The sequence below is a fragment of the Streptomyces sp. NPDC096324 genome (assembly GCF_044763015.1).
Lineage (GTDB): Bacteria > Actinomycetota > Actinomycetes > Streptomycetales > Streptomycetaceae > Streptomyces.
In genome coordinates this window covers 210,738-236,120 of record NZ_JBIWFK010000001.1, presented here as the reverse complement: position 1 = coordinate 236,120, position 25,383 = coordinate 210,738, and the positions used below count along the sequence as shown (strand labels likewise).

General features: G+C 72.8%; 24 protein-coding genes and 1 riboswitch. Of the genes, 13 read left to right on the top strand and 11 right to left on the bottom strand.

Annotation, left to right across the window (positions count from 1 at the left end; translation table 11 throughout):
- Positions 1-114: 114 nt before the first annotated feature.
- Both ACIQ7M_RS00975 and ACIQ7M_RS00970 read right to left on the bottom strand, forming a co-directional pair.
- Positions 115-1,404, bottom strand: coding sequence for a tachylectin-related carbohydrate-binding protein (locus tag ACIQ7M_RS00975; RefSeq protein ID WP_403638459.1), 1,290 nt, complete (start codon positions 1,402-1,404; stop codon positions 115-117).
- 262 nt (positions 1,405-1,666) lie between these two features.
- A complete protein-coding gene (locus tag ACIQ7M_RS00970) occupies positions 1,667-2,023 on the bottom strand; it encodes a (2Fe-2S) ferredoxin domain-containing protein (protein ID WP_403639209.1) in 357 nt (118 codons plus the stop codon).
- Positions 2,024-2,122: 99 nt separating this feature from the next.
- A riboswitch (cobalamin riboswitch) is annotated at positions 2,123-2,248 on the bottom strand.
- A gap of 97 nt (positions 2,249-2,345) precedes the next feature.
- On the opposite strand from ACIQ7M_RS00970, the gene ACIQ7M_RS00965 reads away from it, so the two are divergent.
- Positions 2,346-3,095, top strand: a complete 750-nt coding sequence (locus tag ACIQ7M_RS00965; protein WP_403638457.1) for a 3-oxoacyl-ACP reductase family protein — start codon at positions 2,346-2,348, stop codon at positions 3,093-3,095.
- Between the two features lie 339 nt (positions 3,096-3,434).
- Here the strand turns inward: ACIQ7M_RS00965 and alc are convergent, their stop codons facing one another.
- Positions 3,435-4,556, bottom strand: coding sequence for an allantoicase (gene alc, locus ACIQ7M_RS00960; protein WP_403638455.1), 1,122 nt, complete (start codon positions 4,554-4,556; stop codon positions 3,435-3,437).
- A gap of 126 nt (positions 4,557-4,682) precedes the next feature.
- On the bottom strand, positions 4,683-6,023 hold the full coding sequence (gene allB / locus ACIQ7M_RS00955) for an allantoinase AllB (RefSeq protein ID WP_403638453.1): 1,341 nt from the start codon (positions 6,021-6,023) through the stop codon (positions 4,683-4,685).
- Between the two features lie 348 nt (positions 6,024-6,371).
- On the opposite strand from allB, the gene ACIQ7M_RS00950 reads away from it, so the two are divergent.
- A complete protein-coding gene (locus tag ACIQ7M_RS00950) occupies positions 6,372-7,175 on the top strand; it encodes an IclR family transcriptional regulator (protein ID WP_355772951.1) in 804 nt (267 codons plus the stop codon).
- A gap of 243 nt (positions 7,176-7,418) precedes the next feature.
- On the opposite strand, the gene ACIQ7M_RS00945 is transcribed toward ACIQ7M_RS00950, so the two are convergent.
- Together ACIQ7M_RS00945 and ACIQ7M_RS00940 are read right to left on the bottom strand one after the other, a co-directional pair.
- Positions 7,419-8,105: an ABC transporter ATP-binding protein gene (locus ACIQ7M_RS00945; RefSeq protein WP_403638450.1), complete on the bottom strand. Its 687-nt coding sequence runs from the start codon at positions 8,103-8,105 to the stop codon at positions 7,419-7,421.
- Between the two features lie 103 nt (positions 8,106-8,208).
- Positions 8,209-9,246: an FtsX-like permease family protein gene (locus ACIQ7M_RS00940; RefSeq protein WP_403638448.1), complete on the bottom strand. Its 1,038-nt coding sequence runs from the start codon at positions 9,244-9,246 to the stop codon at positions 8,209-8,211.
- Between the two features lie 223 nt (positions 9,247-9,469).
- Here ACIQ7M_RS00940 and ACIQ7M_RS00935 point away from each other — a divergent pair, with 223 nt between their 5' ends.
- Both ACIQ7M_RS00935 and ACIQ7M_RS00930 read left to right on the top strand, forming a co-directional pair.
- The gene (locus ACIQ7M_RS00935) at positions 9,470-10,819 is read left to right on the top strand and encodes a sensor histidine kinase (RefSeq protein WP_403638446.1); all 1,350 of its coding nucleotides are present in this window, start codon (positions 9,470-9,472) and stop codon (positions 10,817-10,819) included.
- Entirely contained in the window at positions 10,816-11,448 is a 633-nt protein-coding gene (locus ACIQ7M_RS00930; protein WP_386985096.1) for a response regulator, read from the top strand. The genes ACIQ7M_RS00935 and ACIQ7M_RS00930 overlap by 4 nt, the downstream gene beginning before the upstream one ends.
- Before the next feature lie 14 nt (positions 11,449-11,462).
- Here the strand turns inward: ACIQ7M_RS00930 and ACIQ7M_RS00925 are convergent, their stop codons facing one another.
- On the bottom strand, positions 11,463-11,786 hold the full coding sequence (locus tag ACIQ7M_RS00925; protein ID WP_355773472.1) for a DUF5955 family protein: 324 nt from the start codon (positions 11,784-11,786) through the stop codon (positions 11,463-11,465).
- A 211-nt stretch (positions 11,787-11,997) separates the two neighbouring features.
- Here ACIQ7M_RS00925 and ACIQ7M_RS00920 point away from each other — a divergent pair, with 211 nt between their 5' ends.
- Together ACIQ7M_RS00920 and aceB are read left to right on the top strand one after the other, a co-directional pair.
- Positions 11,998-12,597 (top strand): NTP transferase domain-containing protein, encoded by a 600-nt coding sequence (locus tag ACIQ7M_RS00920; protein ID WP_403638444.1) that lies wholly within the window; start codon positions 11,998-12,000, stop codon positions 12,595-12,597.
- 283 nt (positions 12,598-12,880) lie between these two features.
- Positions 12,881-14,515, top strand: coding sequence for a malate synthase A (gene aceB / locus ACIQ7M_RS00915; RefSeq protein WP_403638442.1), 1,635 nt, complete (start codon positions 12,881-12,883; stop codon positions 14,513-14,515).
- Positions 14,516-14,521: 6 nt separating this feature from the next.
- Here aceB and ACIQ7M_RS00910 read toward each other — a convergent pair whose 3' ends face one another.
- The 3 genes from ACIQ7M_RS00910 to ACIQ7M_RS00900 form a co-directional block, all read right to left on the bottom strand.
- A complete protein-coding gene (locus tag ACIQ7M_RS00910) occupies positions 14,522-14,842 on the bottom strand; it encodes a SelT/SelW/SelH family protein (protein ID WP_403638440.1) in 321 nt (106 codons plus the stop codon).
- Positions 14,839-15,753 carry a HipA family kinase gene (locus ACIQ7M_RS00905; RefSeq protein WP_403638438.1) on the bottom strand — a complete coding sequence of 305 codons (915 nt, stop codon included), beginning with the start codon at positions 15,751-15,753 and terminating at the stop codon, positions 14,839-14,841. Before ACIQ7M_RS00905 ends, ACIQ7M_RS00910 begins: the two co-directional genes overlap by 4 nt.
- A gap of 202 nt (positions 15,754-15,955) precedes the next feature.
- Entirely contained in the window at positions 15,956-17,494 is a 1,539-nt protein-coding gene (locus ACIQ7M_RS00900; RefSeq protein WP_403639207.1) for an IucA/IucC family protein, read from the bottom strand.
- A gap of 84 nt (positions 17,495-17,578) precedes the next feature.
- Here ACIQ7M_RS00900 and ACIQ7M_RS00895 point away from each other — a divergent pair, with 84 nt between their 5' ends.
- Genes ACIQ7M_RS00895 through ACIQ7M_RS00885 form a run of 3 tightly spaced genes read left to right on the top strand, consistent with a single transcriptional unit; the run spans position 17,579 to position 21,249 of the window.
- Positions 17,579-19,090, top strand: a complete 1,512-nt coding sequence (locus tag ACIQ7M_RS00895; RefSeq protein WP_403638436.1) for an IucA/IucC family protein — start codon at positions 17,579-17,581, stop codon at positions 19,088-19,090.
- 54 nt (positions 19,091-19,144) lie between these two features.
- Positions 19,145-20,407 (top strand): VWA domain-containing protein, encoded by a 1,263-nt coding sequence (locus ACIQ7M_RS00890; protein ID WP_403638434.1) that lies wholly within the window; start codon positions 19,145-19,147, stop codon positions 20,405-20,407.
- Positions 20,407-21,249 carry a hypothetical protein gene (locus tag ACIQ7M_RS00885; RefSeq protein WP_403638432.1) on the top strand — a complete coding sequence of 281 codons (843 nt, stop codon included), beginning with the start codon at positions 20,407-20,409 and terminating at the stop codon, positions 21,247-21,249. The genes ACIQ7M_RS00890 and ACIQ7M_RS00885 overlap by 1 nt, the downstream gene beginning before the upstream one ends.
- Positions 21,250-21,379: 130 nt before the next feature.
- Here the strand turns inward: ACIQ7M_RS00885 and ACIQ7M_RS00880 are convergent, their stop codons facing one another.
- Complete coding sequence (locus ACIQ7M_RS00880) at positions 21,380-22,018, bottom strand: winged helix-turn-helix transcriptional regulator (RefSeq protein WP_403638430.1); 639 nt, start codon at positions 22,016-22,018, stop codon at positions 21,380-21,382.
- Between the two features lie 84 nt (positions 22,019-22,102).
- Between ACIQ7M_RS00880 and ACIQ7M_RS00875 the strand changes: the two genes are divergently transcribed.
- The 4 genes from ACIQ7M_RS00875 (at position 22,103) to ACIQ7M_RS00860 (ending at position 25,354) form a co-directional block, all read left to right on the top strand.
- Positions 22,103-23,320 carry a pyridoxal phosphate-dependent aminotransferase gene (locus ACIQ7M_RS00875; RefSeq protein WP_382788331.1) on the top strand — a complete coding sequence of 406 codons (1,218 nt, stop codon included), beginning with the start codon at positions 22,103-22,105 and terminating at the stop codon, positions 23,318-23,320.
- A gap of 142 nt (positions 23,321-23,462) precedes the next feature.
- Positions 23,463-24,122 carry a histidine phosphatase family protein gene (locus tag ACIQ7M_RS00870; protein WP_386987088.1) on the top strand — a complete coding sequence of 220 codons (660 nt, stop codon included), beginning with the start codon at positions 23,463-23,465 and terminating at the stop codon, positions 24,120-24,122.
- A 54-nt stretch (positions 24,123-24,176) separates the two neighbouring features.
- Entirely contained in the window at positions 24,177-24,812 is a 636-nt protein-coding gene (locus ACIQ7M_RS00865; RefSeq protein WP_403638427.1) for a hypothetical protein, read from the top strand.
- 119 nt (positions 24,813-24,931) lie between these two features.
- Entirely contained in the window at positions 24,932-25,354 is a 423-nt protein-coding gene (locus tag ACIQ7M_RS00860) for an acyl-CoA thioesterase (protein WP_386987102.1), read from the top strand.
- Positions 25,355-25,383: the final 29 nt, after the last annotated feature.

Genomic DNA, 25,383 nt, shown 5'->3' with positions numbered 1-25,383 from the left:
TTTCGGCGTGGGCCGGAGCACGGCCAGGACGGACATCCCCAAGGGCGTGGGGCGTACGGACGCCCGAAGGCCCCGCCGGGGATCGGCGGGGCCTTCGAGGCGTCGGGTGGGGCGTCAGGCGATCTTCTTGTAGCGCAGGGCGACGTAGTCCGAGGCCGGGTGGCCGCTGATGTCACCGCTGTTGATGTTCGCGGTCGAGTAGTTCATGTCCGTCGCCGGGCTGCTCTCGGAGTAGTAGTAGAAGGTGCCCGTGTCCTGGTTCTTCCAGCCCGCGAAGATGACGGCGTGCTCGGAGTAGTCGTTCAGCGCGTCACCGGGCAGGAGGTCGGCCTTGCTGATCTGCGTGCTCGCGCTGGGAAGCGTCTCGGTCGTCAGGGAGTTGGTGAGGTGCCAGGCCATGGAGACGAAGCCGGAGCAGTCGGTGCGGTAGGAGTGGTCGCCATCGACGTCCACGGCGGAGGCGCCCTGGTCGTACTGGACGTTGCGGGAGTACCAGTTCTTGGCCCGGTCCATGACCTCGCTGCGGTAGATGGTGCCGCCCTGGACGGACTTCGGCGGCGCCGACGGCACGTAGGCGCAGTTGTTCGCGTAGGCCGACAGCAGGCTCTGGGTCCAGCCGGAGGCGTCCACCGGGTCGTCCGAGTGGTAGGTGACGTCGCTGCCGTCGCCGTCGGTCGGGTCGGCGTCGGAGTACCAGTACATGCCGCCGTTGGTGCGGCCGTAGTAGAGGCCGCCACCCGGCGAGGAGAGCGAGTCGACCGCCGACCAGCCGCTCGCCTTGAGGACCGAGAGGTCCCAGTCGTTCACTCCGTTGATCTTGTAGCTGAGCAGCCGGCCGTCCGCGGTCGAGGCGACGATGCGGTCGTCGCCGGCCGCGGCGAGCGTCTTGAGGACGAAGCCGGTGTCGATCACGACGTGCTGGCCTATGTGGGCCGAGCCCGCGGGCTTGGGCTGCGAGACGACGTACTGGTGGAGCTGGCCGTCGACGGTTCCGTAGAGGTGTCCGGCTCCGTCGTAGACCATCTTGTCGAAGGTCCAGCCGCCGTCCCAGATCTTGACGACTCCCGCGACCCCGAGGGAGGTGTTGTTCGTCTGGATGTCGACCCGGTAGAGGTCGCCGGTGGTGGACGTGACCAGGACCGTGTTGAAGTTGAGCGTCGCCATCGCCTTGGGCGTGAAGCCGAGGTTCGGGCCGATGAGCGTCTTGACGCGGTTGCCCGTGTCCGGCGCGATCTGCGTGTACGTCAGCCGTCCGTCCGCCAGCGTGCCGTACACCGACACGTCACCGGAGCACGAGGCGACGGCGTGCGCGGCGCCGGCGGTGGTCGCGACCATGCCGAGGGACATCGCGCCGACGGCGGCGACTGCTGCGGTGGTACGGCGGACGGCGTGGCTGAACTTCATGATCTCTCCTGCGGTGTGAAGTCGAACGGGCGAAGGCACGTCACCGACCGCCCGGCTGCCCTGCAGGTGCAGCCGTGGAGGTCGTCCCGGGCGGATCTCCCGGTGGCAAGAACTACTTTCGCCGCAGGTCACGAGGGGTGGAAGAGAGATCGGCTGGACGCAAACGTCCTTGGCCTGTTACGTCCTGACAGGGCATCGGAAAGCCCCGGGACGTCACGCTCGGTGCCCCGGGGCCGGTCGTTCCACGTGAGGTGCGCGGGCTTCAGGAATCCGCCGGGCGCCTCGGTGGGGTGAAGGTGTACAGATCGAGGATGTCCGGCGGCGGAGCCAGTCCGGGACCGCCGGCGCGCACCCAGGCCACGATGTCCTCGGTCGCGTCGGGGTCGTTGACGAGTCCGAGCCAGACGGGCCGTGCGCCGGCGGCCCGGCCCGCGGCGGACGGCTGTACGACGATGACGTTGGCCTGGTCGCACACGTCGAGGCACTCGGAGACGCGCACCGGTACCGCCGCGCGCAGCCGCGCGGTCTGTGCGGCGTGATCCACTCCGGTCACCTTGGGACTGCCGCAGCAGCAGTCCCGGCACACGACGACCCGGCACGGAACGGGTCCGCCCACCACGGGCTCCCCCGGTGTCTCTTCCGAAGGTGTCTCGGGCACGGCACACCACTCCCCTCCCGGGGAGATCCGCCCCGGTGTCGCTCGAGGAGGCGACCGCGTGAGTCTCCTGGCTCCCGGATCCTTGAACGCTCCGCCTCCCCGCCCCGGTCGGGGCGGTGGCCTGCCGCAGCGCAGTCACCGGTCACAGTGGCGGGACCGCGCCGGATTCACACCGGCTTCCTCGTTCCGCCGTCGCCCTATGTCGTCGATCATCATGTCATCCACCGATGTCGGTGTCCGTTGGCCGCCAGCGCCACACGGCTCGAACGGCTGGGATGGGTCCATGACTTCTCAGCGAGACATGAACGGCAAGGTGGCCCTCGTGACCGGCGGGAGCCGGGGCATCGGGGCCGCGACGGCGCTGCGGCTGGCCCGCGAGGGCGCGGACGTGGCCGTCACCTATGTGAGCGGCAAGGAGGCCGCGGAGGACGTCGTACGGGGTGTCGAGGCGCTCGGGCGCAGGGGACTCGCCCTGAGGGCGGACGCCTCCGACGCGGCGGAGGCCGGCACGGTGGCGGACAGGGTCGTCGCGGAGTTCGGGCGGCTCGACGTCCTCGTCAACAACGCGGGGGTGGGGGTGCTGGGTCCGCTCGCATCCCTGACCCTGGCGGACGTGGACCGGGTGCTCGACGTGAATGTCCGGGGGGTCTTCCTGGCTTCCCGGTCGGCCGCGCCGCACCTCGGGGACGGCGGGCGGATCGTCACGATCGGCAGTTGCATGACCCAGCGCGTCCCCGGTCCGGGAGGGACGCTCTACGCGATGAGCAAGTCCGCGCTGATCGGCCTGACCAAGGCACTGGCGCGGGAACTCGGCGACCGCGGGATCACCGCCAACATCGTCCATCCCGGCCCCGTCGACACGGACATGAACCCGGCGAACGGCCCCTACGCGGCGGGTCAGAGCGCGATGACCGCCGTGGGCCGCTTCGGCGCCGCCGAAGAGGTCGCGTCGATCGTCGCGTATCTGGCGGGCGGCGAGGCGGCCTACGTCACGGGGGCGGAGTTCGCGGTGGACGGCGGACACGCGGCGTGAGGACCGGAGCGCGGGTGCGGGCGCCCTTGCGGGCGGGGCAGCCCATGCCGGGGAGATCCCCTGCCGGGGGACCAGCTCCGTACAAAGGGCAGCCCCTGTCGGGGGGACCCCCGGCCGTGGGAGCGAGTCCGGCCGAGGGGCAGCCAACGCCGAGGGGCAGCGCATGCCGAGGGGCCCGTGCGGGGGGGGCGGCCTCTGCCGGGGCAGCGCACGCGATGAGCCCCCTGGCGGGGCCCCTTGCCTAGGGTGCGGGCCAGTGACCGCAGCGCGGGGGCCCTCTCCGGGACGGCCCCCGCGTAGGCCCCGGTGACGGTTCGCCCGGCTGCGGAACTGGGCGGCTCAGCCGCCCAGTTCCTGGTGGCGTGCCGCCAGGCGGGACGCCCCCTCCTCCGTCAGGGAGCCGAAGAGGCGCAGGCGGGAGATGCCGCCGTCCGGGAAGATGTCCACGCGCGCGTGCGTGGCGACGGCGGGTGCGGCGAGGGTGAAGCGGTGATTGGTGTCGGGCTGGAGCCGGGTGCGGGGCAGGATCTCCGTCCACTCCCCCTCCCCCGCGTCTCCGTCGCGCACCGACACCGAGGCCCATCCGGCGCTGTTGCCCTTCAGGTACGCCGTGTCGATCTCGACGGCGCGGATCTCGGACCGGGCGACGAGCCGGTAGCGGATCCAGTCGTTGCCGTCGTCGCGTCGCCTGCGGGTCTCCCAGCCGTCGTCCATCTTGCGTGAACGGCCGGGCTGGATGGTGTTGGTGGCCGGTGAGTAGAAGAGGTCGGAGGCGTCCTCGACCTGTCCGCCGTTCTCCAGGGCGACCACGTCGAAGGTGCCGAGGGCGGACAGCCAGCGCGGGTCGGGCACGACCTCGCCGTACACCCGCAGTCGCGCGATGCCCCCGTCGGGATGCTGGTTGACCCGCAGGTGGGTGAAGCGCTGCTCGACGGAGACGGCGAATCCGTTGGCGGCGTGACCGCCGACCGGTGTGCGTGGTACCAGGGTCGTCCACTTCACCTCGTCCGCCAGGAGTTCCTCGGGTGAGGGCGAACCGGGCACCGAGGCGCCCTCGACCGACACCGCCTGCGGATAGTTGCCGCGGAAGTGGGCGGTGTCGACGACGATCCCGCGGATCACACCGGGGGCGCCGAGCCGCACCAGGGCCCAGTCGTGGTCCTCGGCGGCCGGCCACGGGTGCTCGGCGGAGGCACCGCGGCGCCGCCGGGTCTCCCAGCCGTCCATGACCTTGCCCTTGTGACCGAAGTGCTCGGGGTCGAACTCGGCGGGCCCGGCCACGAGAAGGTTCTCGCGCTGGGCGAAGAACTCGTCGTTGGCGGCGACCACACCCGCGCCGAGCTGCCGGTCCGCCAGGTTGGCGTACCGGGTGAAGGGGAAGTCGGCGGTGCGGTAGTCCGCGTACGGGTCACCGCCGCCGTAGGGGTGCGCGTCTCCGGTGAAGCTCTGGGTCGCCGTCACGGTGATCAGGGGTTCCTTTCGGGAGTCGGGCCGCCGCGGGGCGGGAGGATCGGGTCGGGGCTGGAGGATCGGTCGGGGCGGGAGGATCGGGTCGGGTCGAGGCTGGGGTTCGGGCGGGGTGGGGGGTCAGGTCGTACGGGTCAGGAGGTGACCCCGCGGATCGGTGAACTCGCCGTCCGCGAAGACGCGTTCGCCGCGCAGCCAGGTCGACCTCACGACGCCGTCGAGGGTCCTGCCCGCGTACGCCGTCACCCGGTTGCGATGCTGGAGCGCGGCGGGGTCGACGGTGAAGGTCTCGTCGGGGGCGAACACCGCGAAGTCGGCGTCGTGGCCCGCGGCGATGGCGCCCTTCCTGCCGCCCAGGCCGACCAGTTCGGCCGTGCGGGAGGACATCCAGCGGACCACGTCCTCCAGGCCGTGGCCGCGTCCGCGCGCCTCGGTCCACACGGCGGCGAGGCTCAACTGGAGTCCGGAGATGCCGCCCCACGCGGTCGCGAAGTCGTCCGTCTTGAGGTCGGCGGTCGACGGGGAGTGGTCGGTGACCACGCAGTCGATGGTGCCGTCGGCCAGCGCCCGCCACAGCAGGTCCTGGTTGGCGGCCTCGCGGATGGGCGGACAGCACTTGAACTCGCTGGCACCGTCCGGGACTTCCTCGGCGGTCAGGGTGAGGTAGTGCGGGCAGGTCTCCACCGTGAGCCGGACGCCGTCCGCCTTGGCCGCGGCGATCAGCGGGAGCGCGTCGCTCGACGACAGGTGCAGCACGTGCACCCGCGCGTCGAGACGCCCGGCCTGCGCGACCAGGCTCTCGATGGCGGTGTCCTCGGCGTCCCGGGGGCGCGAGGCCAGGAAATCGGCGTACTTGCGGCCGCCCTTCTGCGGGGCGGCGGCCAGGTGGTGCGGGTCCTCGGCGTGCACGATCAGCAGGCCGCCGAAGCCGGCGATCTCGGCGAGGGACCGGGCGAGCTCGTCCTGATCGAGTTCGGGGAACTCCTCGACCCCGGACGGTGAAAGGAACGCCTTGAACCCGAACACCCCCGCCTCGTGGAGGGGTTGGAGATCCTTGACGTTGCCGGGCAGCGCGCCGCCCCAGAAGCCGACGTCGATGTGCGCCTTGGAGCGGGCGACGTCCTGTTTCGTACGGAGGTGGTCGACCGTCGTCGTCGGCGGGAGGGAGTTGAGCGGCATGTCGATCAGGGTCGTGATGCCACCGGCGGCCGCGGCGCGGGTCGCGGTCCAGAAACCCTCCCACTCGGTGCGGCCGGGGTCGTTCACATGGACGTGGGTGTCGACGAGCCCGGGCAGCAGGACGTCGTCACCGAGGTCCTCGAGCCGGGCGCCGGACGGCACCTCGGCGTCGTACGGCAGCACCGCCGTGATCGTCCCCGCGGCGACCGCGACCGAAGCGGCGCGCGTCCCCTCGGGCGTGATGACGCGCGTCGAGCGCAGCACCAGTTCGGCATCGGACACCCGGACCCCTCTCTCCGCCGCCGTCGACTTCCGTTGCCACCGGGTTGCTTCCGCGTAACGGAATTCAACTTTCTGTTGAAGAAGTCTTCACCCCGACCTCCGCCCCGTCAAGGGCTCATTCCTCCAGCTTCCCCCGGCCCGGCCGGCATCCGCCTCCGCTGCGCCCCGAGCGAGCATTTTCCGCATAGCAGAATCTTTATTCCGTCATACAGAAGGTGGCTTACCCTACCCGGTGGCCCGTCGGCTGCCGGGTAGGCTGCGCTTCTGCCTGCCCGCCACCCGCCGCCGCCCCCTTCGAGAGTCTTCGGGTCACCCCGCTCGATACCGCGCCCCGAAAGGACCGCCGCCGTGCCGCCGTCCAGCGCCAGCACCACCGACCCCAGATCGTCCGCTTCCAGTGGCGGCGTCCAGTCCCTCGAGCGCGCCTTCGATCTGCTGGAGCGCATGGCGGACGCCGGGGGCGAGGTCGGTCTGAGCGAGCTCTCCGCGAGCAGCGGGCTGCCGCTGCCCACCATTCACCGGCTGATGCGCACCCTCGTGGCCTGCGGATACGTACGGCAGCAGGCCAACCGCCGGTACGCCCTCGGCCCCCGGCTGATCCGCCTCGGCGAGTCCGCCTCCCGGCTGCTCGGCACCTGGGCCCGCCCCTATCTGGCGCGTCTGGTGGAGGAGACCGGCGAGACCGCGAACATGGCGCTGCTCGACGGGGACGAGATCGTCTACGTCGCCCAGGTGCCGTCCAAGCACTCGATGCGCATGTTCACCGAAGTGGGCCGCCGGGTGCTCCCGCACTCGACGGGTGTCGGCAAGGCGCTGCTGGCCCACACCCCGGACGACGAGGTGCGCGCGCTGCTCGCCCGTACCGGCATGCCCGCCGCGACGGAGAAGACGATCACCACTGCGGACGGCTTCCTCGCGGCGCTCGACGAGGTGCGCCGCACCGGTTACGCGATCGACGACAACGAGCAGGAGATCGGCGTCCGCTGCCTGGCGGTCCTGGTCCCCGACTCCCCGACGGCGGCCGCGATCTCGATCTCCGGCCCGGCCGGCCGGGTCACCGAGGCCGCCACCGAGAAGATCGTGCCGGTGCTCCAGCAGGTCGCGGTGGAGCTGTCGGAGGCCCTGGCCAGCTCGGGCCCGGGCATCGGCTGACCCGGACACCGCCCCCGTCCGGATCACTCCGCACCCGGCGCCGCGTCCAGGTCACTCCGTCCCTGGCGCCTCCGCCGAGTCGCTTCGCCCCCGGCGTCGCGTCCGGACCACCGCCCCCACACATCACGTCCGGGTCACCGCGCCCCGACACCACGACAGGTCACCCCGTCCCTGGCGCCGCGGCCGAGCCATCCGCCCCCGACACCATGACAGGTTCACTCCGTCCCCGACACCGTGGCCGAGTCACCCTGCCCCCGACAGCGCGACCGGCGCCCCCAGGCGCCCGTCCCTCATCTCCCGTACCGCGTCCGTCTCGCCGAGGCGGGCGCGGTCGTGCGTCACGAGGACGGTCGCCGTCGCACGTTCACGGGTGAGCCGCAGCAACAGGTCGAGCACCGCCGTCCCCCGCTCCTGGTCGAGGGCGCTGGTCGGCTCGTCGACCAGCAGCACCGAGGGCTCGTTGACCAGCGCGCGGGCGATGTTCACGCGCTGGCGCTGACCGCCGGACAACTGGTGCGGACGCCGGTGCGCCAGGTCACCGAGCCCCACCTCGGCGAGCAACTCCCGTGCGCGCCGGGTCACTTGACGGCGTCCGTCCAGGTGGCCCATCACCTGGAGCTGTTCCAGCGCGGTCAGCGAGGGCAGCAGGTTGGGCTGCTGGAACACGATGCCGATCTCGCGCCGCCGCAGGACGGCCCGCTCGGCGGAGGTCAGCGCCCCCGTCTCCGTACCGCCGACGAGAACGCGCCCGCGGTCCGGGGCGGCCAGGGTCGCGGCGACCGCGAGGAGGCTGGACTTGCCGGATCCGGAGGGACCGACGACGGCCGTCGTCGTGCCGGCCGGCACTCGCAGGCCGACGCCGTCCAGAGCGGTCAGACGGCCGTCGCCGTCGGGGTAGGTGAGGGTGATGTCGTCGAGGGTCAGGCTCACGCGGCACTCTCCTGTGCGTCGGTTCGGTCGGTCCGGGGCCCGGGGCCCGCCGTTTGGATCATGCGAAGGGGCGCGGGCCCGCCGGTGAGCCCGGCCGGGGTCCTCATCGGGCGCCCGCCAGAGCGGTCAGGGGGTCCACGGCCGTGACCCGGCGGACGGCGAGTCCCGCGCCGAGTGCCCCGAGCGCGATCGTCACGGCGGCGGGTCCGAGCACGGTCGTGACGTCCAGGGCGTACGGCACGTCGCCGCCCCGCACGAGTGCGCCGGCTCCGGCCGCGAGCCCGCTGCCGAGCAGCGTCCCGGCGGTGAGCATGACGACGGCCTGGCCCAGCGCGTCGCGCAGGAGGTACGGCGTGGAGGCGCCCAGGGCTTTGAGGACCGCGATGTCGGGCGACCGCTGGATCGTCCAGACCGTGAAGAACGCCCCGGTGACGAGCGCCGAGATGACGAAGAGGAATCCGCGCATGAGCTGGAGCGAGCCGTTCTCGGCGCGGTAGGAGCCGATGGCGGTGAGGGCCTCGCCTCTCGTGAACGTCTTCGTGCCCGCGGCGCGGTCGCCCGCCCGCAGATCGGCTCCGTCGGTGCACAGGGCGAGCACGGTCGCCGGACCGGAGAGCTCGGTCCACACGACGGGGGTGTGGCTGTACGAGGCATGGCCGGCCACGGCGGCGACGGTCAGCCCGGCGCCGCCGAGCACCACCCGGTCCCCTCGCCCCACGCCGAGTGCCGCGGCGGCCTTCTCGGACAGCACGGCGCGCCCGGGGGCGACTCCCGCCGGAGCGATGCCCGAGCCCGGCCGTACGGCGAAGGACGACACCGCGGCCGTACGGTCCCCGGCGGAGGCGTTCAGGGTGCGGATGCCGATCGGCTCGGCCGAGGTGACGCCGGGCCGCCCGGCCCAGGTCTCCCGGGCGTGGGCCGGCATCGGGGTGCCGGTGAAGGACACCGGCTGTCCGGCGGCCGGCGCGGCGAAGGCGAGGTGGTCGGCGGGCAGGGCGGTGACCGCCGAGGTGTTCTCCTCGGCGAGCCCGGCGGTCAGCCCGGACAGCAGGCCCACGAGCAGGGTGATCAGTACGACGACGGCTCCCATCAGGGCGAACCGCCCCTTGGCGAACCGTAGGTCTCTCCATGCGACGAACATGCTCCGAGCCTGCCGCCCGCACCCGGTCCGGGGCATCGCGCCGCCGCATGCTTCGGCCGGGCCGAAGGAGGGGTGTCGGAACCGCCGGGAGAGGCACCGGGCGGAACCGGAGGAACGCCTGCTCACGGACCGGGGAGGGAGGCGGCGCCGACGAAGGGAGCGGCCCGCTTTCAACCTTTCGGTTGACCGGGGCGGGCCCTGTCCCGCCTACCCTGGAACGACCATGAATGTCCCCCGCCACTCCCCCGTCCTCGCCGTCCTGCGGCTGTGCCTGTACGTCCTGCTCGCCGGTCTCCTCCTGCTGGCCGCCGTCCGCTCCGGGGACACCGGGCACCCGACGGCTGTCGTCCTGTCGGTCCTGGTGACGGGCGTGGTGCTCGTGGCGGGCGCGGTCTCCCCCGCGGTGCACCGCTCACGGCGTGCGGCCGCGCTGTGGGTGGCCGCCCTCGGCGCGAGCTGGCTGGCGCTCGTCGCGCTCTCCCCGGACGGGCTGTGGGCCGCTTTCCCGCTCTACTTCCTGCAACTTCACCTGCTGCCTGTGCGCTGGAGCCTGCCCGCGGTCGTCCTGACCGCCGGGGCGGCCGTCGCGAGTTTCGTGGCGCACGGCGCGCCCCTCACCCCCGGCGCGTTCATCGGCCCGCTGCTCGGGGCGGGGGTCGCGGTCGCCACGGTCCTCGGGTACGAGGCGCTGTACCGGGAGAGTGAGCGCCGCCGCGAGCTGATCGAGGAGCTGATCACCACCCGCGCCGAGCTGGCCGAGGCCGAACGCGCCGCGGGCACGCTGGCCGAGCGGGAGCGCCTGGCCCGGGAGATCCACGACACGCTCGCCCAGGGCCTGTCCAGCATCCAACTCCTGATGCGGGCCGCCCAGCGGCTGCTGCCCGCGGACTCCCCCGCCGCCCCGCATGTGGAGCAGGCCCGCGCGACCGCGCAGGACAACCTCGCCGAAGCCCGCCGCTTCGTCCGCGCGCTCACCCCTCCCGATCTGGAGCGCGGCTCGCTGGCCGCCGCGCTGGAGCGGCTGTGCCGGTCGGCCGCCGTGGACACGCCGAAGGTCCGCTTCTCGGTGAGCGGCACGCCGGCCGGGCTTCCGACCCCGTACGAGGTGGCCCTGCTGCGGATCGCCCAGTCGGCGCTCGGCAACTCGCTGCGCCACGCGCACGCGGATCGCGTGGAGATCACGCTCAGCTGCATGGACACCTCGGTCGCGCTGGACGTGGTGGACGACGGCACCGGCTTCACCCCCGGCGGCGTACGGCCGGACCGGGACCGTCCGGACCGGGACCGTCCGGACCGGGACCACCCGGACGGGGACACCGCGGACGGGGGCGCGGCAGACGGGGGCGCGGCGGACGGACACACCGCCGACGCGGACGTCGTCGGCGGAGACACGACGGACGGGGGCTTCGGGCTGCCCGCGATGCGTTCGCGCGCTCGGTCGCTGGGCGGGACGTTCACCGTCGAGTCGGCTCCCGGTCAGGGCACGGCGGTGGCGGTCACCCTGCCGCTGCCCGTCCCCGCCGCCGGGGAGCCGGCCGACGCGGACCGACGCGCCGTGGGGAGCCGGGTATGACCGTCCGACTGCTGCTCGCGGACGACCACCCCGTCGTCCGCGCCGGACTGCGCGCGGTGCTGTCCGCGGAACCGGACTTCGAGATCGTCGCGGAGGCGGCGACGGCGGAGGACGCGGTGGAGCGGGCCGGGGCGGGCGGTGTGGACGTGGTCCTCATGGACCTCCAGTTCGGTGCCGGGATGCACGGGGCGGAGGCCACGGCGGCCATCGCGGCACGCCCGGGCGCACCCCGGGTCCTCGTCCTGACCACGTACGACACCGACGCGGACATCCTGGCCGCGGTCGAGGCGGGCGCCTGTGGCTACCTCCTCAAGGACGCCCCTCCCGAGGAGCTGTCCGCCGCCGTGCGCACCGCCGCCTCGGGTCACTCGGCGCTCGCCCCGAAGGTCGCCGACCGGCTCATGGACCGCATGCGCACTCCGGCCGCGGCCCTCAGCCGTCGTGAACTCGAGGTGCTCGAACTGGTCAAGGACGGTCTCTCGAACCAGCGGATCAGCAAGGAGCTGTTCCTGAGCCAGGCGACCGTGAAGTCCCATCTGGTGCACATCTACGCGAAGTTGGGCGTGGACTCCCGCACATCGGCCGTGGCGGCGGCCACTGAGCGGGGTGTCATCCGCAGAGGGCGCTAGAGCCGTCCTGCGGCTCAGAGGCGGGTTCGGTGCGGGGGTTCTCCGAAGAGTTCGACCGCGCTGCGGACGTCGGCGAGGCGGGTGGCGAGTGCGCTCACCGAGCCGATCGCGCCCGCGACCAGGAGGAGCGAGCGGCGCAGCCGGGGAATCTCCGGCATGCCTCCGGCGGCCATCGCGGCGAGGGACGCGAGCTCGTCCTCGGCGATGCCCCGGTCGGGGAACTCGACCGGATGGACGGCGAGTTCACGGCGCAGCCGGGCGACGGCGGTACGCAACCCCGCCACCCTCGGATCCTCGTCGCTGCCCGTCACCGGTCTCTGCCCCAAGCTCCGCAACACAGCACTCCCCCTCGCGCACGCTGTTGTGCGTCGGTCCCGCCCATGTCGGCTTCAGCCCCCGTGGCGGTGGTCGGGCGCCGGGGGACGCGGGCCAGTAAACGCCACCCGGTGCGCCGGGCGCCACTGCGCGGACCGAAATTCAGCCTGGGGACACCGCGGTGACGGCCGGGGTTCCGGGGCATGCCCTGGCCGGGTCGGGTATGCAGGGGTCATGACGGAGAACAAGGGCGAGGTGGCGGGGCTGGTGCTGGCCGCCGGAGGCGGACGGCGTCTCGGGGGCCGCCCCAAGGCGCTGCTGACCCACCGGGGAAGGCCCCTCGTCGAGCACGCGGTGGAGGAGCTGCGGGCCGGCGGCTGCGCCCGCGTCCATGTCGTGCTCGGCGCCCGGGCCGACGCCGTACGGGATCAGGCGTCGCTGGCCGGGTGCGTCCTCGTGGACAACCCCCGCTGGGAGGAGGGCATGGGCTCCTCGCTGCGGGCCGGGCTCGACTCGCTGGCGGACTCGGGGGCGCGGGCCGCGCTGGTGTCGCTGGTCGACCAGCCGGGGATCGGCCGGGAGGCGGTGGCCCGGGTGCTGGCCGCGTACGCCTCCCCGCTGACGCTCGCCGCGGCGGCGTACGACGGTGAACGCGGCCATCCGGTGCTGTTCGGGGCCGGTCACTGGGCCGGGATCGCGGCGGCCGCCACCGGCGACCGGGGGGCGCGGGCCTATCTGAAGGCCCACGCGGACACCCTCGTCCTCGTCGAGTGCGGGGACGTGGCACGGGCGTACGACATCGACACGGAGGCCGACCTGGTCCACCTTGAGTGAACGGGGTGGCACCGAGCGCCACCTCCCGTCGACCTGGAGAATCTCGACATCAACAAATCATTGAACTTCCACCATGAGGAAATTAGTATCCACTGATCAGAAGCGCCTCGCCCCGCCGAAGGCGCCCGGCCCGGCCCGCGTGGGCCGCGGCACCGGGTGCCAGGCGCGGTGACGCCTTCCGTGATTCGCTCGTCCGACCGGCATGCGGCGCGCCCGCAGGCCCCGTACGCGGATCGCCACGACCGGCTCGCCCGCACGCAGCTCGCTGAAGGAGTGACAGCTCATGTCCGCACCAGCGCCGTCCCCGCTGGCCATCGTCGACGCCGAGCCCCTGCCCCGGCAGGAGGAGGTCCTCACCGAAGCGGCCCTCGCCTTCGTGGCCGAGCTGCACCGGCTGTTCACGCACCGGCGTGACGAGCTCCTCGCCCGCCGCGCGGAGCGGCGCGCCGAGATCGCCCGCACCTCCACGCTCGACTTCCTCCCGGAGACCGCCGCGATCCGCGCGGACGACTCCTGGAAGGTGGCCCCGGCGCCGGCCGCGCTGGAGGACCGCCGGGTCGAGATCACCGGCCCCACCGACCGCAAGATGACCATCAACGCCCTGAACTCCGGCGCCCGCGTCTGGCTCGCGGACTTCGAGGACGCCTCGGCGCCCACCTGGGAGAACGTGGTCACCGGTCAGCTCAATCTGATCGACGCCTACACCCGGAGCATCGACTTCACCGACGCGGGCTCCGGAAAGTCGTACGCCCTCCGGCCGGACGCCGAACTCGCGACCGTCGTGATGCGGCCGCGCGGCTGGCATCTGAACGAGCGTCACCTCGTCGCCGCCGACGGCACGCCCGTGCCCGGCGCGCTCGTCGACTTCGGTCTCTACTTCTTCCACAACGCGCGGCGGCTGCTCGACCTCGGCAAGGGCCCGTACTTCTATCTGCCCAAGACCGAGTCCCACCTCGAAGCCCGCCTGTGGAACGACGTGTTCGTCTTCGCGCAGGACTACGTCGGCGTCCCGCAGGGCTCGGTCCGGGCGACCGTCCTGATCGAGACGATCACGGCCGCGTACGAGATGGACGAGATCCTCTACGAACTCCGCGACCACGCCTCCGGATTGAACGCGGGCCGCTGGGACTACCTCTTCTCCATCGTCAAGAACTTCCGTGACGGCGGGACCAAGTTCGTCCTTCCGGACCGCAACGCGGTGACGATGACGGCCCCGTTCATGCGGGCGTACACCGAACTCCTCGTCCGCACCTGCCACCGGCGCGGCGCCCACGCGATCGGCGGCATGGCCGCGTTCATCCCCTCGCGGCGCGACGAGGAGGTCAACAAGGTCGCCTTCGAGAAGGTCAAGGCCGACAAGGACCGTGAGGCGGGCGACGGCTTCGACGGCTCGTGGGTAGCCCACCCCGACCTCGTCCCCATCGCGCTGGCCTCCTTCGACGCCGTCCTCGGCGACCGGCCGAACCAGAAGGACCGGCTGCGCGAGGACGTGTCGGTCGCGGCCGGAGACCTCATCGCCGTCGACTCGCTCGACGCGCGGCCCACGTACGCCGGTCTGGTCAACGCCGTGCAGGTCGGCATCCGTTACATCGAGGCCTGGTTGCGCGGCCTGGGCGCGGTCGCCATCTTCAACCTCATGGAGGACGCCGCCACCGCCGAGATCTCGCGCTCGCAGATCTGGCAGTGGATCAACGCGGGTGTCGTCTTCGAGCACGACGGCGGGACCGTGGCGGCCACCCCGGAGCTGGCCCGCGAGATCGCCGCGCGGGAACTCGCGGACATCCGCGCCGAGATCGGTGAGGAGACCTTCGCGGCCGGCCGCTGGCAGCAGGCGCACGACCTGCTGCTGAAGGTCGCGCTGGACGAGGACTACGCGGACTTCCTCACCCTGCCCGCCTACGAGCAGCTCACCGGCTGACCCGGCTCACTCCGCCGCGCCCGCCCCGTCCGCCCCGTCCACCCCGTCCGCCGTACGGTCCGAGTGGCCCAGGGATCTCTCCGGGGCCACTCGGTCGCGCACCAGGCGCTTGACCGCGGTGGGCTCGGGGAAGCCCTGTTCGCGGCGGTCCCAGATCACCTCGTCGTTGACCCGGACGACGAAGACCCCGCCGGTGCCGGGCTTCAGGGACAGTTCGTCGAGCTCCGCCTCGAAGGTGGTGAGCAGTTCCTGGGCCAGCCAGGCCGCGCGGGGCAGCCAGCGGCACTGGGTGCAGTACTCGATCTGGACCCGCTGGACGTCCGTCATCCCAGATGCACCGACCAATCCTGTTCCGCCGCCGGTTTGCCGTGCAGGTCGGGGACGCGCTTGAGCCAGTCCGGGCGGCCCCGCTGGGTCCGCTCCGCGCGGTCGGCGTCCTCGGCCGCGAGCTGTTCGCGGCTCGGGAAGTCCGTGGGGAGCCAGGCGGCGGAGGCGCGGACACGGGCGACGAGGTAGCCGACGTAGGCCTCGCGGACCGCGTCGGGGCTCGCGAAGCCCGGCTCGTCCATGAGCCAGGCGTCGGGCACCTGCGCCAGGACCGTGCGCAGGAGTTCCTCGGTGACCTTCGGCGCCAGTTCGGCGTCGGCCGCGCGGGTGTCCGGGCCGTGGCCACCGAGCGCGTGGCTCCTGAAGTCGTACGCCTTCTCCGGCGCCGAGGCGTCCCAGCGGTGGTGGAAGACGAGGGCGGCGCCGTGGTCGATCAGCCACAGGCGGGGCGGCGCGATGCCGAGGGTGGGCCAGATCATCAGGTTCGAACTGTGCACCGTCCGGTCCACGTTGACCGTGAGGGCGTCCAGCCAGATCACCTTGCCCGCCTCCAGCGGGTCGACCGGGAACGTCCGCGCGACCTCGGGGGTGAAGTCCTTCGCGCCCGGCAGGTAGTCCATGCCGAGGTTGAGTCCGGCGCTGGCCCGGAGCAGGTCCTGGACCTCCTGATGGGGTTCGTGCTCGCCGGAGGCCGGGTCGAAGTGGACGAGGACCAGTTCGGGGAAGCGCAGGCCGAGGGCCCGGGCCAGCTCACCGACGATGATCTCGGCGACCAGCGCCTTGTGACCCTGGGCGGCCCCCGTGAACTTCACGACGTAGGTCCCCAGGTCGTCGGCCTCGACGAGTCCCGGCAACGAGCCGCCCTCGCGCAGGGGCGCGAGGTAGCGGGTCACGGTGACGTCATTCAGCATTTTCCCAGGCCATCCGAGTCTTCAGCCTGCCTTCCGGTCGCCCCGTCGGCGACGGTGGGCCCCTTGCTCCAGGTATCCGGCATGGAGTGACCATAGTAACCGCGCGTCATCATCGGCGAGGGGCGGCGACCGCCGCGAGCACGGCCACTCGCCGGCGGCCGCGCACGCCCACCCCGGAACGGCCCGGTCGGGGCCGCGGGTGTCAGGTCCCGGCCAGCGGGTTCGGCAGCGGGACGTAGCGGGCGGCGGCGCCGTCCGCGGATGTCCAGCGGAGCAGCAGATTGGTCTTGCCCGGGAGAGTGGGTGAGGTGAGCAGGGCGGCGACCTCGGGGAGGTCGTGGTCCGCGCCGCAGTGGCGGAGTTCGCCGCGGACGGCGGGCCAGGGGTCCGTGCCGGGGAAGCGTTCGGCGAGGAGGGCGGCGAGTTCGGAGAGGTGGTTGACGACCAGGCAGTAGACGAGCCGTTCCCAGCCGGCCGCGCGGGTCACCTCCGGCAGCAGTTTCACGCCCTCCGCGTCCCGGTACAGGGCCTGGACGGGCATGCCGTCCCCGTCCACGGCCACCAGCGTGTTCTGCAGATGCGCCTCGACGACGACCCCGTGGCGGGCGAACGCCTCCAGCACCGGGGGCACGGTGTGACGGAGGTACGCGTGCCACCAGTCCGCCGGGTCGGTGAGCCGGTCCAGCGGGCTGCCCTCGAAGCCCTCGACCAGGGCGGCGGCGAGCAGCGGGGTGGCGCCGGGGAGGAGGTGCGGGCGCAGTCCGTCGCGGACCAGGACGGCGAGTTCCTCGAAGGCGAAGCCGGCGGTGCGGTAGCCGCGGTCGCCGAGCCAGGCGGCGGGACCGTCCTGCGCGGCGAACGCGGCGGCGGTGGCCGCGTCGGTGGCCCGCATCTTCAGGAGGTCGTGCCGCCACAGCCGGCGGATGTCGTTGGTGATGCGGACGTCGAGGCTGAACTTGACGAACAGGTCGTCCTCGGGGGCGTAGAGGGTGCGGATCGCGGCCGTCGGCCACAGCGGGCGGGCCGTCGGTCCGAGGCGCAGGAGACGGCCGTCGGCGAAGGCGTCCCGGATCGCCGGGATCGACCCGGTCAGCGTCAACTGCCAGGGGTGGGCGGGGAGCAGCCGGTAGCCCGCCGGGGCCCGGCCCAGCGCGTCGAGGGCCCGTGTGTCGCCCTCCTCGACGACCGCGTCCTCCCGCACGGCGAGCAGTTCCAGCGGGAAGCGGGTGTACGCCTCGGGCGCGTACGGCAGCCAGCCGGAGGCCGGGCCGCCGCCGCGGGTCTTGGGTGCCGGGTGGTACGGGTGCCCCATGATCAGGGACTGTTCGGACCGCAGATACGGGTCCTCGGGGGGTGTCGTGCGGGCGCGGGCGCGCAGGAGGGCCGCGACCACGTCCCGGCTGTCGGTCATCTCCGCGGGCAGCCCGGTGTTGTCCACGCCGGTGAACTCGCGCAGTTCTCCGGCGGCGAGTGCGATCAGCTCCGGGTGGGTGAGCCGCCGGCGGGCTCCGTCGGCGCGCAGTTCGGGTGCGAAGGGGCGCCGCGTGCCGCGTACGCGCAGTTCCCGGCCGCTCGCGCGCAGCCGGAACACGCCCGGTTCCCCCGTGGGGTCGGCGAGTTCGCGGAGGAGACAATTCAGCAACGGCGCGGCGGCGTACGCGTCGGCGGCCGCGTCCATGTCGCCAGCGGTGAGCTGGGGGAACACGGTCGGCTTGAAGTCCACGCGATCCATCCGGTCCATTCGATTCATACGGTGCACTGGTGATCAGTATGTCCGCCGCGGCGGACGATCACGACGCAGTCCCCGTACGCAAGGAGCCCGCCTGTGCCCCGTCCCTCCCCGCCCGACACCGAGGCCGCGTTCGCCGAGGAGCTGAGTGTCGTACGTCCCGGGCTGTCGGCGCCGTACGCGGAGGCGCTGCCCGGGGCACGGGCCGCCGTACTGACCCGGCTGTGGCGTGCGCTGGCCTGCGAGCCGCTGCCGTGGATCGCCCGCCGTGACACGGACGGTGAGGGCCTGACCCTCCGTCTGACGGACGGCCGCCGGCTGCGCGGCCCCCTCCCCGACCCGTACTCCACGGCCGCCTACGTGAGCGAAGTGCGGCTCGGTGAGCGGGTGTACGACCGCCCGGACGTCCTCGTCGACGCCCTCGGCGTGCCGCACGGGGGTGCCTTCTCGGCCGAACTCGCCGACAGTGTGGCCTCCTTGGCGCTGTCACGGGCCGACCGGCGGCCGGACGAGGCACCCGGGCCGTCCGAGGCGAGCTGGGCGTGGGAGCAGCGGATCGTCGACGGGCATCCGTATCACCCCAACTGCCGTGCGCGGCCGGGGTTCTCGGTGGCCGAGCAGCTCGCGTACGGACCCGAGCACCGGACGTCGGTGCGGCTGGGCCTGGCGGCGGTGGACGACGCGCTCGTCACGGGCGAGTGGCCGAAGTGGCTCCGGGACGGGGAGCGGACGCTGATTCCGGTGCATCCCTGGCAGGTCGCCCATGTACTGGACGCACCGGTCCAGGAGGGTTTCGCCGGGCGCCCGTTGATGTCGCTGCGCACGCTCGCGGTGCCGGACGGGCCGCATGTGAAGACGGCGCTGAGCGCCCGGCTGACCTCGTCGGTGCGGGACATCTCGGTGTACTCGGTGCGGACGGCGGACACGGTCTCGGCGTTCATGGAGGAGATGGCGGCCCGTCTGGACGCGCCGTTGCACATCACCCGCACCCTCGGCGCGGCGACCGCCGGTTCCCCCGATCTCGCGGCGGTGGTGCGGGAGTCGCCGGACGAGTACGCGGGCGACGGCGAGCGCTGTGTCCCGGTGGCCGCGCTTCCGCTGACGGGGCTGCCCGGGAAGCCGTCCTGGCTGGCCGAGTTCACCCGTCTCGTCCTCACGGTGGGGCTGCGGCTGCTGGAGCTCGGGGTGGCCCTGGAGGCACACGGCCAGAACCTGCTCGTGGTCCTCGACCGCGCGGGCTCCCCCGTCCGGCTCGTCTACCGCGACCTGGCCGACATCCGGGTGAGTCCGGTCCGGCTGGGCCGGCACGGCGTCCCGGTCCCGCCACTGTCCGGGCGCATCGTGACGGACGACGTCACCGCCCTGCGCCGCAAGCTCTTCGGGTCCCTCGTCGGCGGCGCGCTGGGCGCGACGGCGGGTTCGACGACCGCGCTGCGCGAGGCGCTTGAAGGCGTCGCGGCGGATCTCCCGCGCACCGCGGACCTCGCCGCGCTCCTCGGCGAGCCGCTCCCCGTCAAGGCGCTGACGTTGATGCGGCTCTCCCCGGAGACCCCCGGTGACCTGTGGACTCGGCTTCCCAACCCGCTCTCCGGACCCGGCGCGTCCTGACGCGGGACACCTCTCGTTTTTACGAGCGGCACCTTTGATCAATAGGATCCGCCGATGATCACAAGACAACGGCTGGCGGCGGGCGTCTGCGCCCTGCTCGCCTTCCTGGCCGCCGGGATCGCCTACCCGGCCGGCGCGGTCGCCGACGAAACGACGGCGACCGCGCCCAAGGTCGAACTCCTGCTGGACGTCAGCGGTTCGATGCGGGCCCGGGACATCGACGGCGAGTCGCGGATGTCCGCGGCGAAGCAGGCGTTCAACGAAGTGCTCGACGCGACTCCGGAGGAGGTCCAGCTCGGTATCCGCACCCTCGGCGCCAACTACCCGGGGGACGACCGCAAGACCGGCTGCAAGGACACGGCCCAGCTCTACCCGGTCGGGACGCTCGACCGCACCGAGGCCAAGACCGCGGTCGCGACCCTCAGCCCGACCGGCTGGACCCCGATAGGCCCGGCCCTGCTCAAGGCGGCCGACGACCTCCAGGGCGGTGAGGGCACCCGTCGCATCGTGCTGATCAGCGACGGCGAGGACACCTGCCAGCCGCTCGACCCGTGCCAGGTGGCCCGCGAGATCGCGGCCAAGGGCATCGACCTGACCATCGACACCCTGGGTCTGGTCCCCAACCTCAAGGTGAGCAGGCAGTTGAGCTGCATCGCCGAGGCCACCGGGGGCACGTACACCTCGGTGGAGCACAAGGAACAGCTCAGCGACCGCGTCAACCAGTTGGTCGACCGCGCCGCCGATCCGGTGGTCAAGCCGGTGGCCGTCCAGGGTGCCGACTCGTGCACCGCGGCGCCCGCCGTGAAGTCGGGCATCTACACCGACCGCGAGGAGTTCGCCCAGCACCGCTGGTACCGCGTGGAGGTCGCGCCCGGCAAGGAGTTGCGCGCCTCTGTGAGCATCGCGGCCGACCGTCAGGTCAACCCCGACTACGGGGTGCTGCTGCGGGCCGTCACCACGCACGGCCGGGAGATCGTGCGCGGCGAGTCGGCCGGGAACGGCCGCACGGACGTCGTGTCGACCGGACTGCGCTACCCGAAGGCGGAGAGCGACGACGACGGCGCGCCCGCCGAGGTCGTGTGTCTGCAGGTGTCCAACTCCTTCTCGGCCGCGTCCGGCGTGAAGACCACGCCCGGACTGCCCCTCGAACTGACCGTCGACGTCGTCGACGGCCCGGACCAGGCGAGCGACGTGGCCTCCTTCGGCCTCGGCCGCGGCTGGTGGCTGCTCGGCGCCCTGGTGCTCGCCGGCTTCGTCGCCGGTCTGCTGTGGGGCTGGATCTCCCGCTGGCGGTTCTCGGTCTGGAGGACCAACTGATGCGTATCCGACGTGTACTGAGCACCGCCGCCCTCCTCGCGGGAGTCGCGACACCCGCGTTGCTCGGCGCGGCCGCCTCCCCGGCGCTCGCCGACTCCTCGCCGTCCGCGAGCCCTTCGGGTGACGACTCCGCGCCCACCGAGGCCGGTACGTCGTTCCGTACGGCGACCGAGATCGAGCAGGGAGTGCAGGCCACCGCCGGCGGCTCCACGGGTGACTACCTGTACTGGCAGTTCCCCGCGGACGCCGGGCAGCGGCCCACCGTGAAGGCGACGGTCAAGCTGCCCGAGGCGTCCAAGCGCGGCTCCTCCGAGACCTGGCAGATCGACGTGTACGACGGTCTGCGGCGCCGTCAGGCCTGCCAGTACGGGGCGCAGACCCGCACGGCGGGGTCGGACGCGTCCTCCGTGGAGCTGTCCTGCACCCTGCGCACCGTGCGTGCCTGGTCGGAGACCTGGGCCAACGACCCGCTGCCGGGCACCTATTACATCCGGCTCACCGCCACCGGTCTCGGCGCGGCCGATCTGGGTCTGCCGATGAGCACGGAACTCCGCGTGGACTCCAAGGACATCGGCGGTTCCGCGGCGGTCGACGGCTCGCTCGCCAAGCCGTTGGTCCCGGGCATCGCCGTGACGTCGGAGAAGTCCGACGACTCCTCCGACGAGGGTTCCGACACGAAGACGGCGACGCTGTCCTCGCTCCGGCCCGACACCTCGGGCTGGTGGTCCGACCGCTGGGTGTGGACCGGGATCGGCGGCATCCTCGCGGCCCTCGCCGGCATCTGGGGGTACTCGCTGACGCGGGGCAGGGGACGCCCGTCCCGGATTCCGCCGGGCGTCTGATCCGCAGGCCGTGAACCGGGGCCCGCGCCGCTCCGTCAGGGAGCGGCGCGGGCCTCTCGCTTGCGGTGCACGGGTTCCCTTCCCGAACCCGGGACGGGGGTGCGGGATACCTTCCGGCGCGCGGGACGCGTCACGCCTCGCGCAGGGCCTCGGCGAGGGGGCTGTCGCCCGTCACGGCGACGCTTCCCTCGCGCAGCGCGTCGAGCAGCGTCAGGGTTCCCCGGTTCATGGCCTCGCAGGCGCGCGCGTCCGGCGCCAGGCGGGCGTCCGGCTCGCGCGGGGCGGGCCCGTCGCCGTACAGCGGCCCTTCCCCGGCACCGAGCCACACATGGAACAGCCCTTCGTCCAGGCGGACTTCGACCAGCCCCTCGCCCGCTCCGGCGGCGTCGAGACCGCGCAGCAGCGGCAGCGCGAACCAGTGGGCCCGGAGAGCGTCGGTGGGCCGCCGCTCGCCCAGCGCGGGCCCGCCCCACTCCCCGAGTGCGTGCAGAACGGGGAGCAACTCCTGCCCGCGGGCGGTGAGTTCGTACACGTAAGCCGCACCCGGAGGCGGCAGGCGGCGCCTCGTGGTCAGCCCGTCGCGCTCCATGTCCCTCAGCCGGGAGGCGAGGACGTCGGTGCTGACTCCCGGGAGATCGGCGTGCAGATCGGTGTACCGGCGCGGTCCGCCGAGCAGTTCGCGGACGATCAGGAGGGTCCACCGGTCCCCGACGGCGTCGAGGGCGCGGGCGGCGGAACAGTACTGGTCGTAGCTTCGGCGCGGTGACATGCGACGCAGTCTAGCTATCTTGTTGGACTTTCCAAGCTCCTGCTTGGTAAAACCAAGCAACACCACAACCGGAGGGCGCAGCGCATGGAGTTCCGGCAGTCGAGCAAGCTCAGCGAGGTCTGTTACGAGATCCGCGGCCCGGTGATCGAGCACGCCGACGCACTGGAGGCGGCGGGCCACAGCGTGCTGCGCCTCAACACCGGCAACCCGGCCCTCTTCGGTTTCGAGGCGCCGGAGGAGATCCTCCAGGACATGATCCGGATGCTGCCCCGGGCGCACGGCTACACCGACTCGCGCGGCATCCTGTCCGCCCGCCGGGCCGTCGCCCAGCGCTACCAGGACCGGGGCCTGGACGTCGGCGTGGACGACGTCTTCCTCGGCAACGGTGTCTCGGAACTCATCTCCATGGCCGTGCAGGCCCTGATCGAGGACGGCGACGAAGTCCTCATCCCCGCCCCGGACTACCCGCTGTGGACGGCCGTCACGACCCTCGCCGGCGGCAAGGCGGTCCACTACCTCTGCGACGAACAGGCCGACTGGTACCCGGACCTGGACGACATGGCGGCGAAGATCACCGACCGGACCCGCGCGGTCGTCATCATCAACCCCAACAACCCCACGGGCGCGGTCTATCCGAAGGAGATCGTCGAGGGCATCCTCGATCTCGCCCGCCGGCACGGCCTGATGGTCCTCGCCGACGAGGTCTACGACCAGATCCTGTACGACGACGCCGTGCACCAGTCGGCCGCGGCCCTCGCCCCCGACCTGGTGGTCCTCACCTTCTGCGGCCTCTCGAAGACCTACCGCGTCGCCGGTTTCCGTTCCGGCTGGCTGGTCGTCACGGGCCCCAAGCAGCACGCGCGCAGCTATCTGGAGGGGCTGACGATGCTGGCCTCCATGCGCCTGTGCGCCAACGCCCCCGCGCAGTACGCCATCCAGGCCGCGCTCGGCGGCCGCCAGTCGATCCACGAGCTGACCGCGCCCGGCGGCCGGCTCCGCGAGCAGCGCGACCTCGCCTGGGAGAAGCTCAACGAGATCCCCGGCATCTCGTGCGTCAAACCCAAGGGCGCGCTGTACGCATTCCCGCGCATCGACCCCGCCGTGTACCCGATCCACGACGACGAGAAGTTCGTCCTCGACCTGCTGCTGCGCGAGAAGATCCAGGTCGTGCAGGGCACCGGCTTCAACTGGTCGCGGCCCGACCACTTCCGCATCCTCACCCTCCCGCACGCCGACGTCCTCGACGCGGCGATCAGCCGGATCGGGCGGTTCCTGAGCGGCTACCGCCAGGAGAAGGGCTAGGGCGGACACGACCTGGCGGCGACCGGCAGGAGGGGCTGAGGAACCGGGTGGGCCGACCGGGGGATCCGGGGCTGCGGCCGCGGCCGCCCGGTGGCACCGTACGAGGGACGGCAGCGGACGCGGGGACGGAAAGGGCGCGGCGATGGGTGACCTGCTCCTCGTACGGCACGGTGAGACCGAATGGTCGATGTCCGGGCGGCACACGGGGTCGACCGACGTCCCGTTGACCGACAACGGCCGCGAACAGGCCCGGCGGCTCCGTCCGCTGATCGCCCGGCACCACATCGCGGCGGCGTTCGTCAGCCCGATGCGCCGGGCGCGGGAGACGGCCGAGCTGGCCGGGATCGGCCACGCCCACGTCGACGCGGACCTGCGCGAGTGGGACTACGGCGGGTACGAGGGGGTCACGACCGTCGAGATCCACCGGGAGCGGCCCGACTGGTTCCTGTTCACCGACGGCGTCGCCCCCGGACCGCCCGAGCATCCGGGGGAGAGCCCGGAGGAGGTCGGGGTGCGCGCCGAGCGGGCGCTGGCCAGGATCGACGCGGCGCTGGCCGAGTCGGAGGGCAGCGTGGTCGTCGTCTCGCACGGCCACTTCCTGCGGGTGCTGACCGCGCGGCGGCTCGGTCTGAGCGCCCAGGCGGGCGCCGTCTTCCAGCTCGGCACCGGGACCATGAGCCGGCTCAGCACGGAGCACCGCCGGCATGTGGTGGCGGGCTGGAATGTCAGACCCGACGCGTACTGTTCCCATGACTCCTTCTCCTCGGCCGACTCGGCGGGAGAGGGAGCGGAGGAACACTGAGCCGCGGCCGGGCCGGAGCGCCGTGGCACCACCGGGTGGTGGAGGGAGCGCGCCGTGATACGACCGCCGACCGCCGCGCAGCGGCGCATCGTCGACGCGGCCGACCCCGTGACCGGACGGCTGAAGGGCACGGAGGCCCAGCTCGCCGCACTGGTGCGGCGCGGGCTCGCCTTCCGTCATCCGCGTCCCCCGCGCGACCACTTCCTGACACCGGCCGGGCACCGGCTGCGCGAGGCACCCGGGGACTCCGGACCGACGGCGGCCGCCGAGCAGTCCGCTCCGGCGCCGTCCGGGGTGTTCGCGGCGCGGGCCGGCGGCGAGGAGGGGGCCGCGGAGGGGCCCGCGCGGCTGAGAGAGGTGCGCGGGGCCTGGCAGGGACTCCTGGAACTGCGCCGGATGACCCGTCCGGACGGCGCGACGGACCTTCCGTGCGCCTGGGAGCGTACGCACCTGGTACAGGCCGCCGCGCTCGCGCTGGAGGCGGCGGGGCACCGGCCCGCCCGGGCGGAGGGCGGTGGGTACCGCGTACGGGCGACGCCGCAGCCGGAGGCCGTCGCCGTGCACGAGCCGGACCCCGGGGCGCTGCGGGCCTGCGCGGCCACCCTGGAGAAGGCGGGCTGGCAGGTCGGCGAGCACACGGAACCGCGCACGGGCGCCCGGTACGTTCTGGCGTCGCCCCGGCGGATGTGAGCGACGTGCGTCGAACCGGCGATGCGCCGAAGCGCCGAGGCGCCGAAGTCGAAGTCGAAGTCGAAGTCGAGCAATCAGCAGTAGTCGCAGTCGTCGGAGGGAAAGTCGTGGCAGAGGCCGTGGGAGAACCGTTCTTCGTCCCCGTGACCGTTCGCGGATACGAGACCGATGTGCAGGGCCATCTCAACCAGAGCGTGTATCTGCAGTACGCCGAGCACGCCCGCTGGTCGGTACTCCAGGCTGCCGGGATCGGCCAGGCGGAGCTGATGGCCCGCGGTCTGGGCCCGGTCGCGCTGGAGACGACCATCCGCTACCGGCGCGAGCTGCGGGCCGGCGACGAGGTCGAGGTGACGTGCGTCTTCCTCTGGGGTGAGGGCAAGAGTTTCCGCATCGAGCAGACCATCAGGAAGACCGATGGCACGGTCGCCGCCGAGATCACGGCGGTGGGCGGGCTGATGGACCTCACCGAGCGCCGCCTGGTGCCGGGAGCCCGGGACGCCTTCAAGGCACTGGCGAGGGACCCAGGTCCGCTGGGCCTCTGACCGAACGGCCGGCTGGTCCTCTGACCCGG

Bases quoted from the DNA above. Each gene is read 5' to 3' on its own strand.
- ACIQ7M_RS00975 (WP_403638459.1), bottom strand. From the start codon at position 1,404: ATGAAGTTCAGCCACGCCGTCCGCCGTACCACCGCAGCAGTCGCCGCC.
- ACIQ7M_RS00965 (WP_403638457.1), top strand. From the start codon at position 2,346: ATGACTTCTCAGCGAGACATGAACGGCAAGGTGGCCCTCGTGACCGGC.
- ACIQ7M_RS00940 (WP_403638448.1), bottom strand. From the start codon at position 9,246: ATGTTCGTCGCATGGAGAGACCTACGGTTCGCCAAGGGGCGGTTCGCC.
- ACIQ7M_RS00935 (WP_403638446.1), top strand. From the start codon at position 9,470: ATGAATGTCCCCCGCCACTCCCCCGTCCTCGCCGTCCTGCGGCTGTGC.
- ACIQ7M_RS00930 (WP_386985096.1), top strand. From the start codon at position 10,816: ATGACCGTCCGACTGCTGCTCGCGGACGACCACCCCGTCGTCCGCGCC.
- ACIQ7M_RS00920 (WP_403638444.1), top strand. From the start codon at position 11,998: ATGACGGAGAACAAGGGCGAGGTGGCGGGGCTGGTGCTGGCCGCCGGA.
- aceB (WP_403638442.1), top strand. From the start codon at position 12,881: ATGTCCGCACCAGCGCCGTCCCCGCTGGCCATCGTCGACGCCGAGCCC.
- ACIQ7M_RS00910 (WP_403638440.1), bottom strand. From the start codon at position 14,842: ATGACGGACGTCCAGCGGGTCCAGATCGAGTACTGCACCCAGTGCCGC.
- ACIQ7M_RS00905 (WP_403638438.1), bottom strand. From the start codon at position 15,753: ATGCTGAATGACGTCACCGTGACCCGCTACCTCGCGCCCCTGCGCGAG.
- ACIQ7M_RS00900 (WP_403639207.1), bottom strand. From the start codon at position 17,494: ATGGACCGGATGGATCGCGTGGACTTCAAGCCGACCGTGTTCCCCCAG.
- ACIQ7M_RS00890 (WP_403638434.1), top strand. From the start codon at position 19,145: ATGATCACAAGACAACGGCTGGCGGCGGGCGTCTGCGCCCTGCTCGCC.
- ACIQ7M_RS00885 (WP_403638432.1), top strand. From the start codon at position 20,407: ATGCGTATCCGACGTGTACTGAGCACCGCCGCCCTCCTCGCGGGAGTC.
- ACIQ7M_RS00880 (WP_403638430.1), bottom strand. From the start codon at position 22,018: ATGTCACCGCGCCGAAGCTACGACCAGTACTGTTCCGCCGCCCGCGCC.
- ACIQ7M_RS00875 (WP_382788331.1), top strand. From the start codon at position 22,103: ATGGAGTTCCGGCAGTCGAGCAAGCTCAGCGAGGTCTGTTACGAGATC.
- ACIQ7M_RS00870 (WP_386987088.1), top strand. From the start codon at position 23,463: ATGGGTGACCTGCTCCTCGTACGGCACGGTGAGACCGAATGGTCGATG.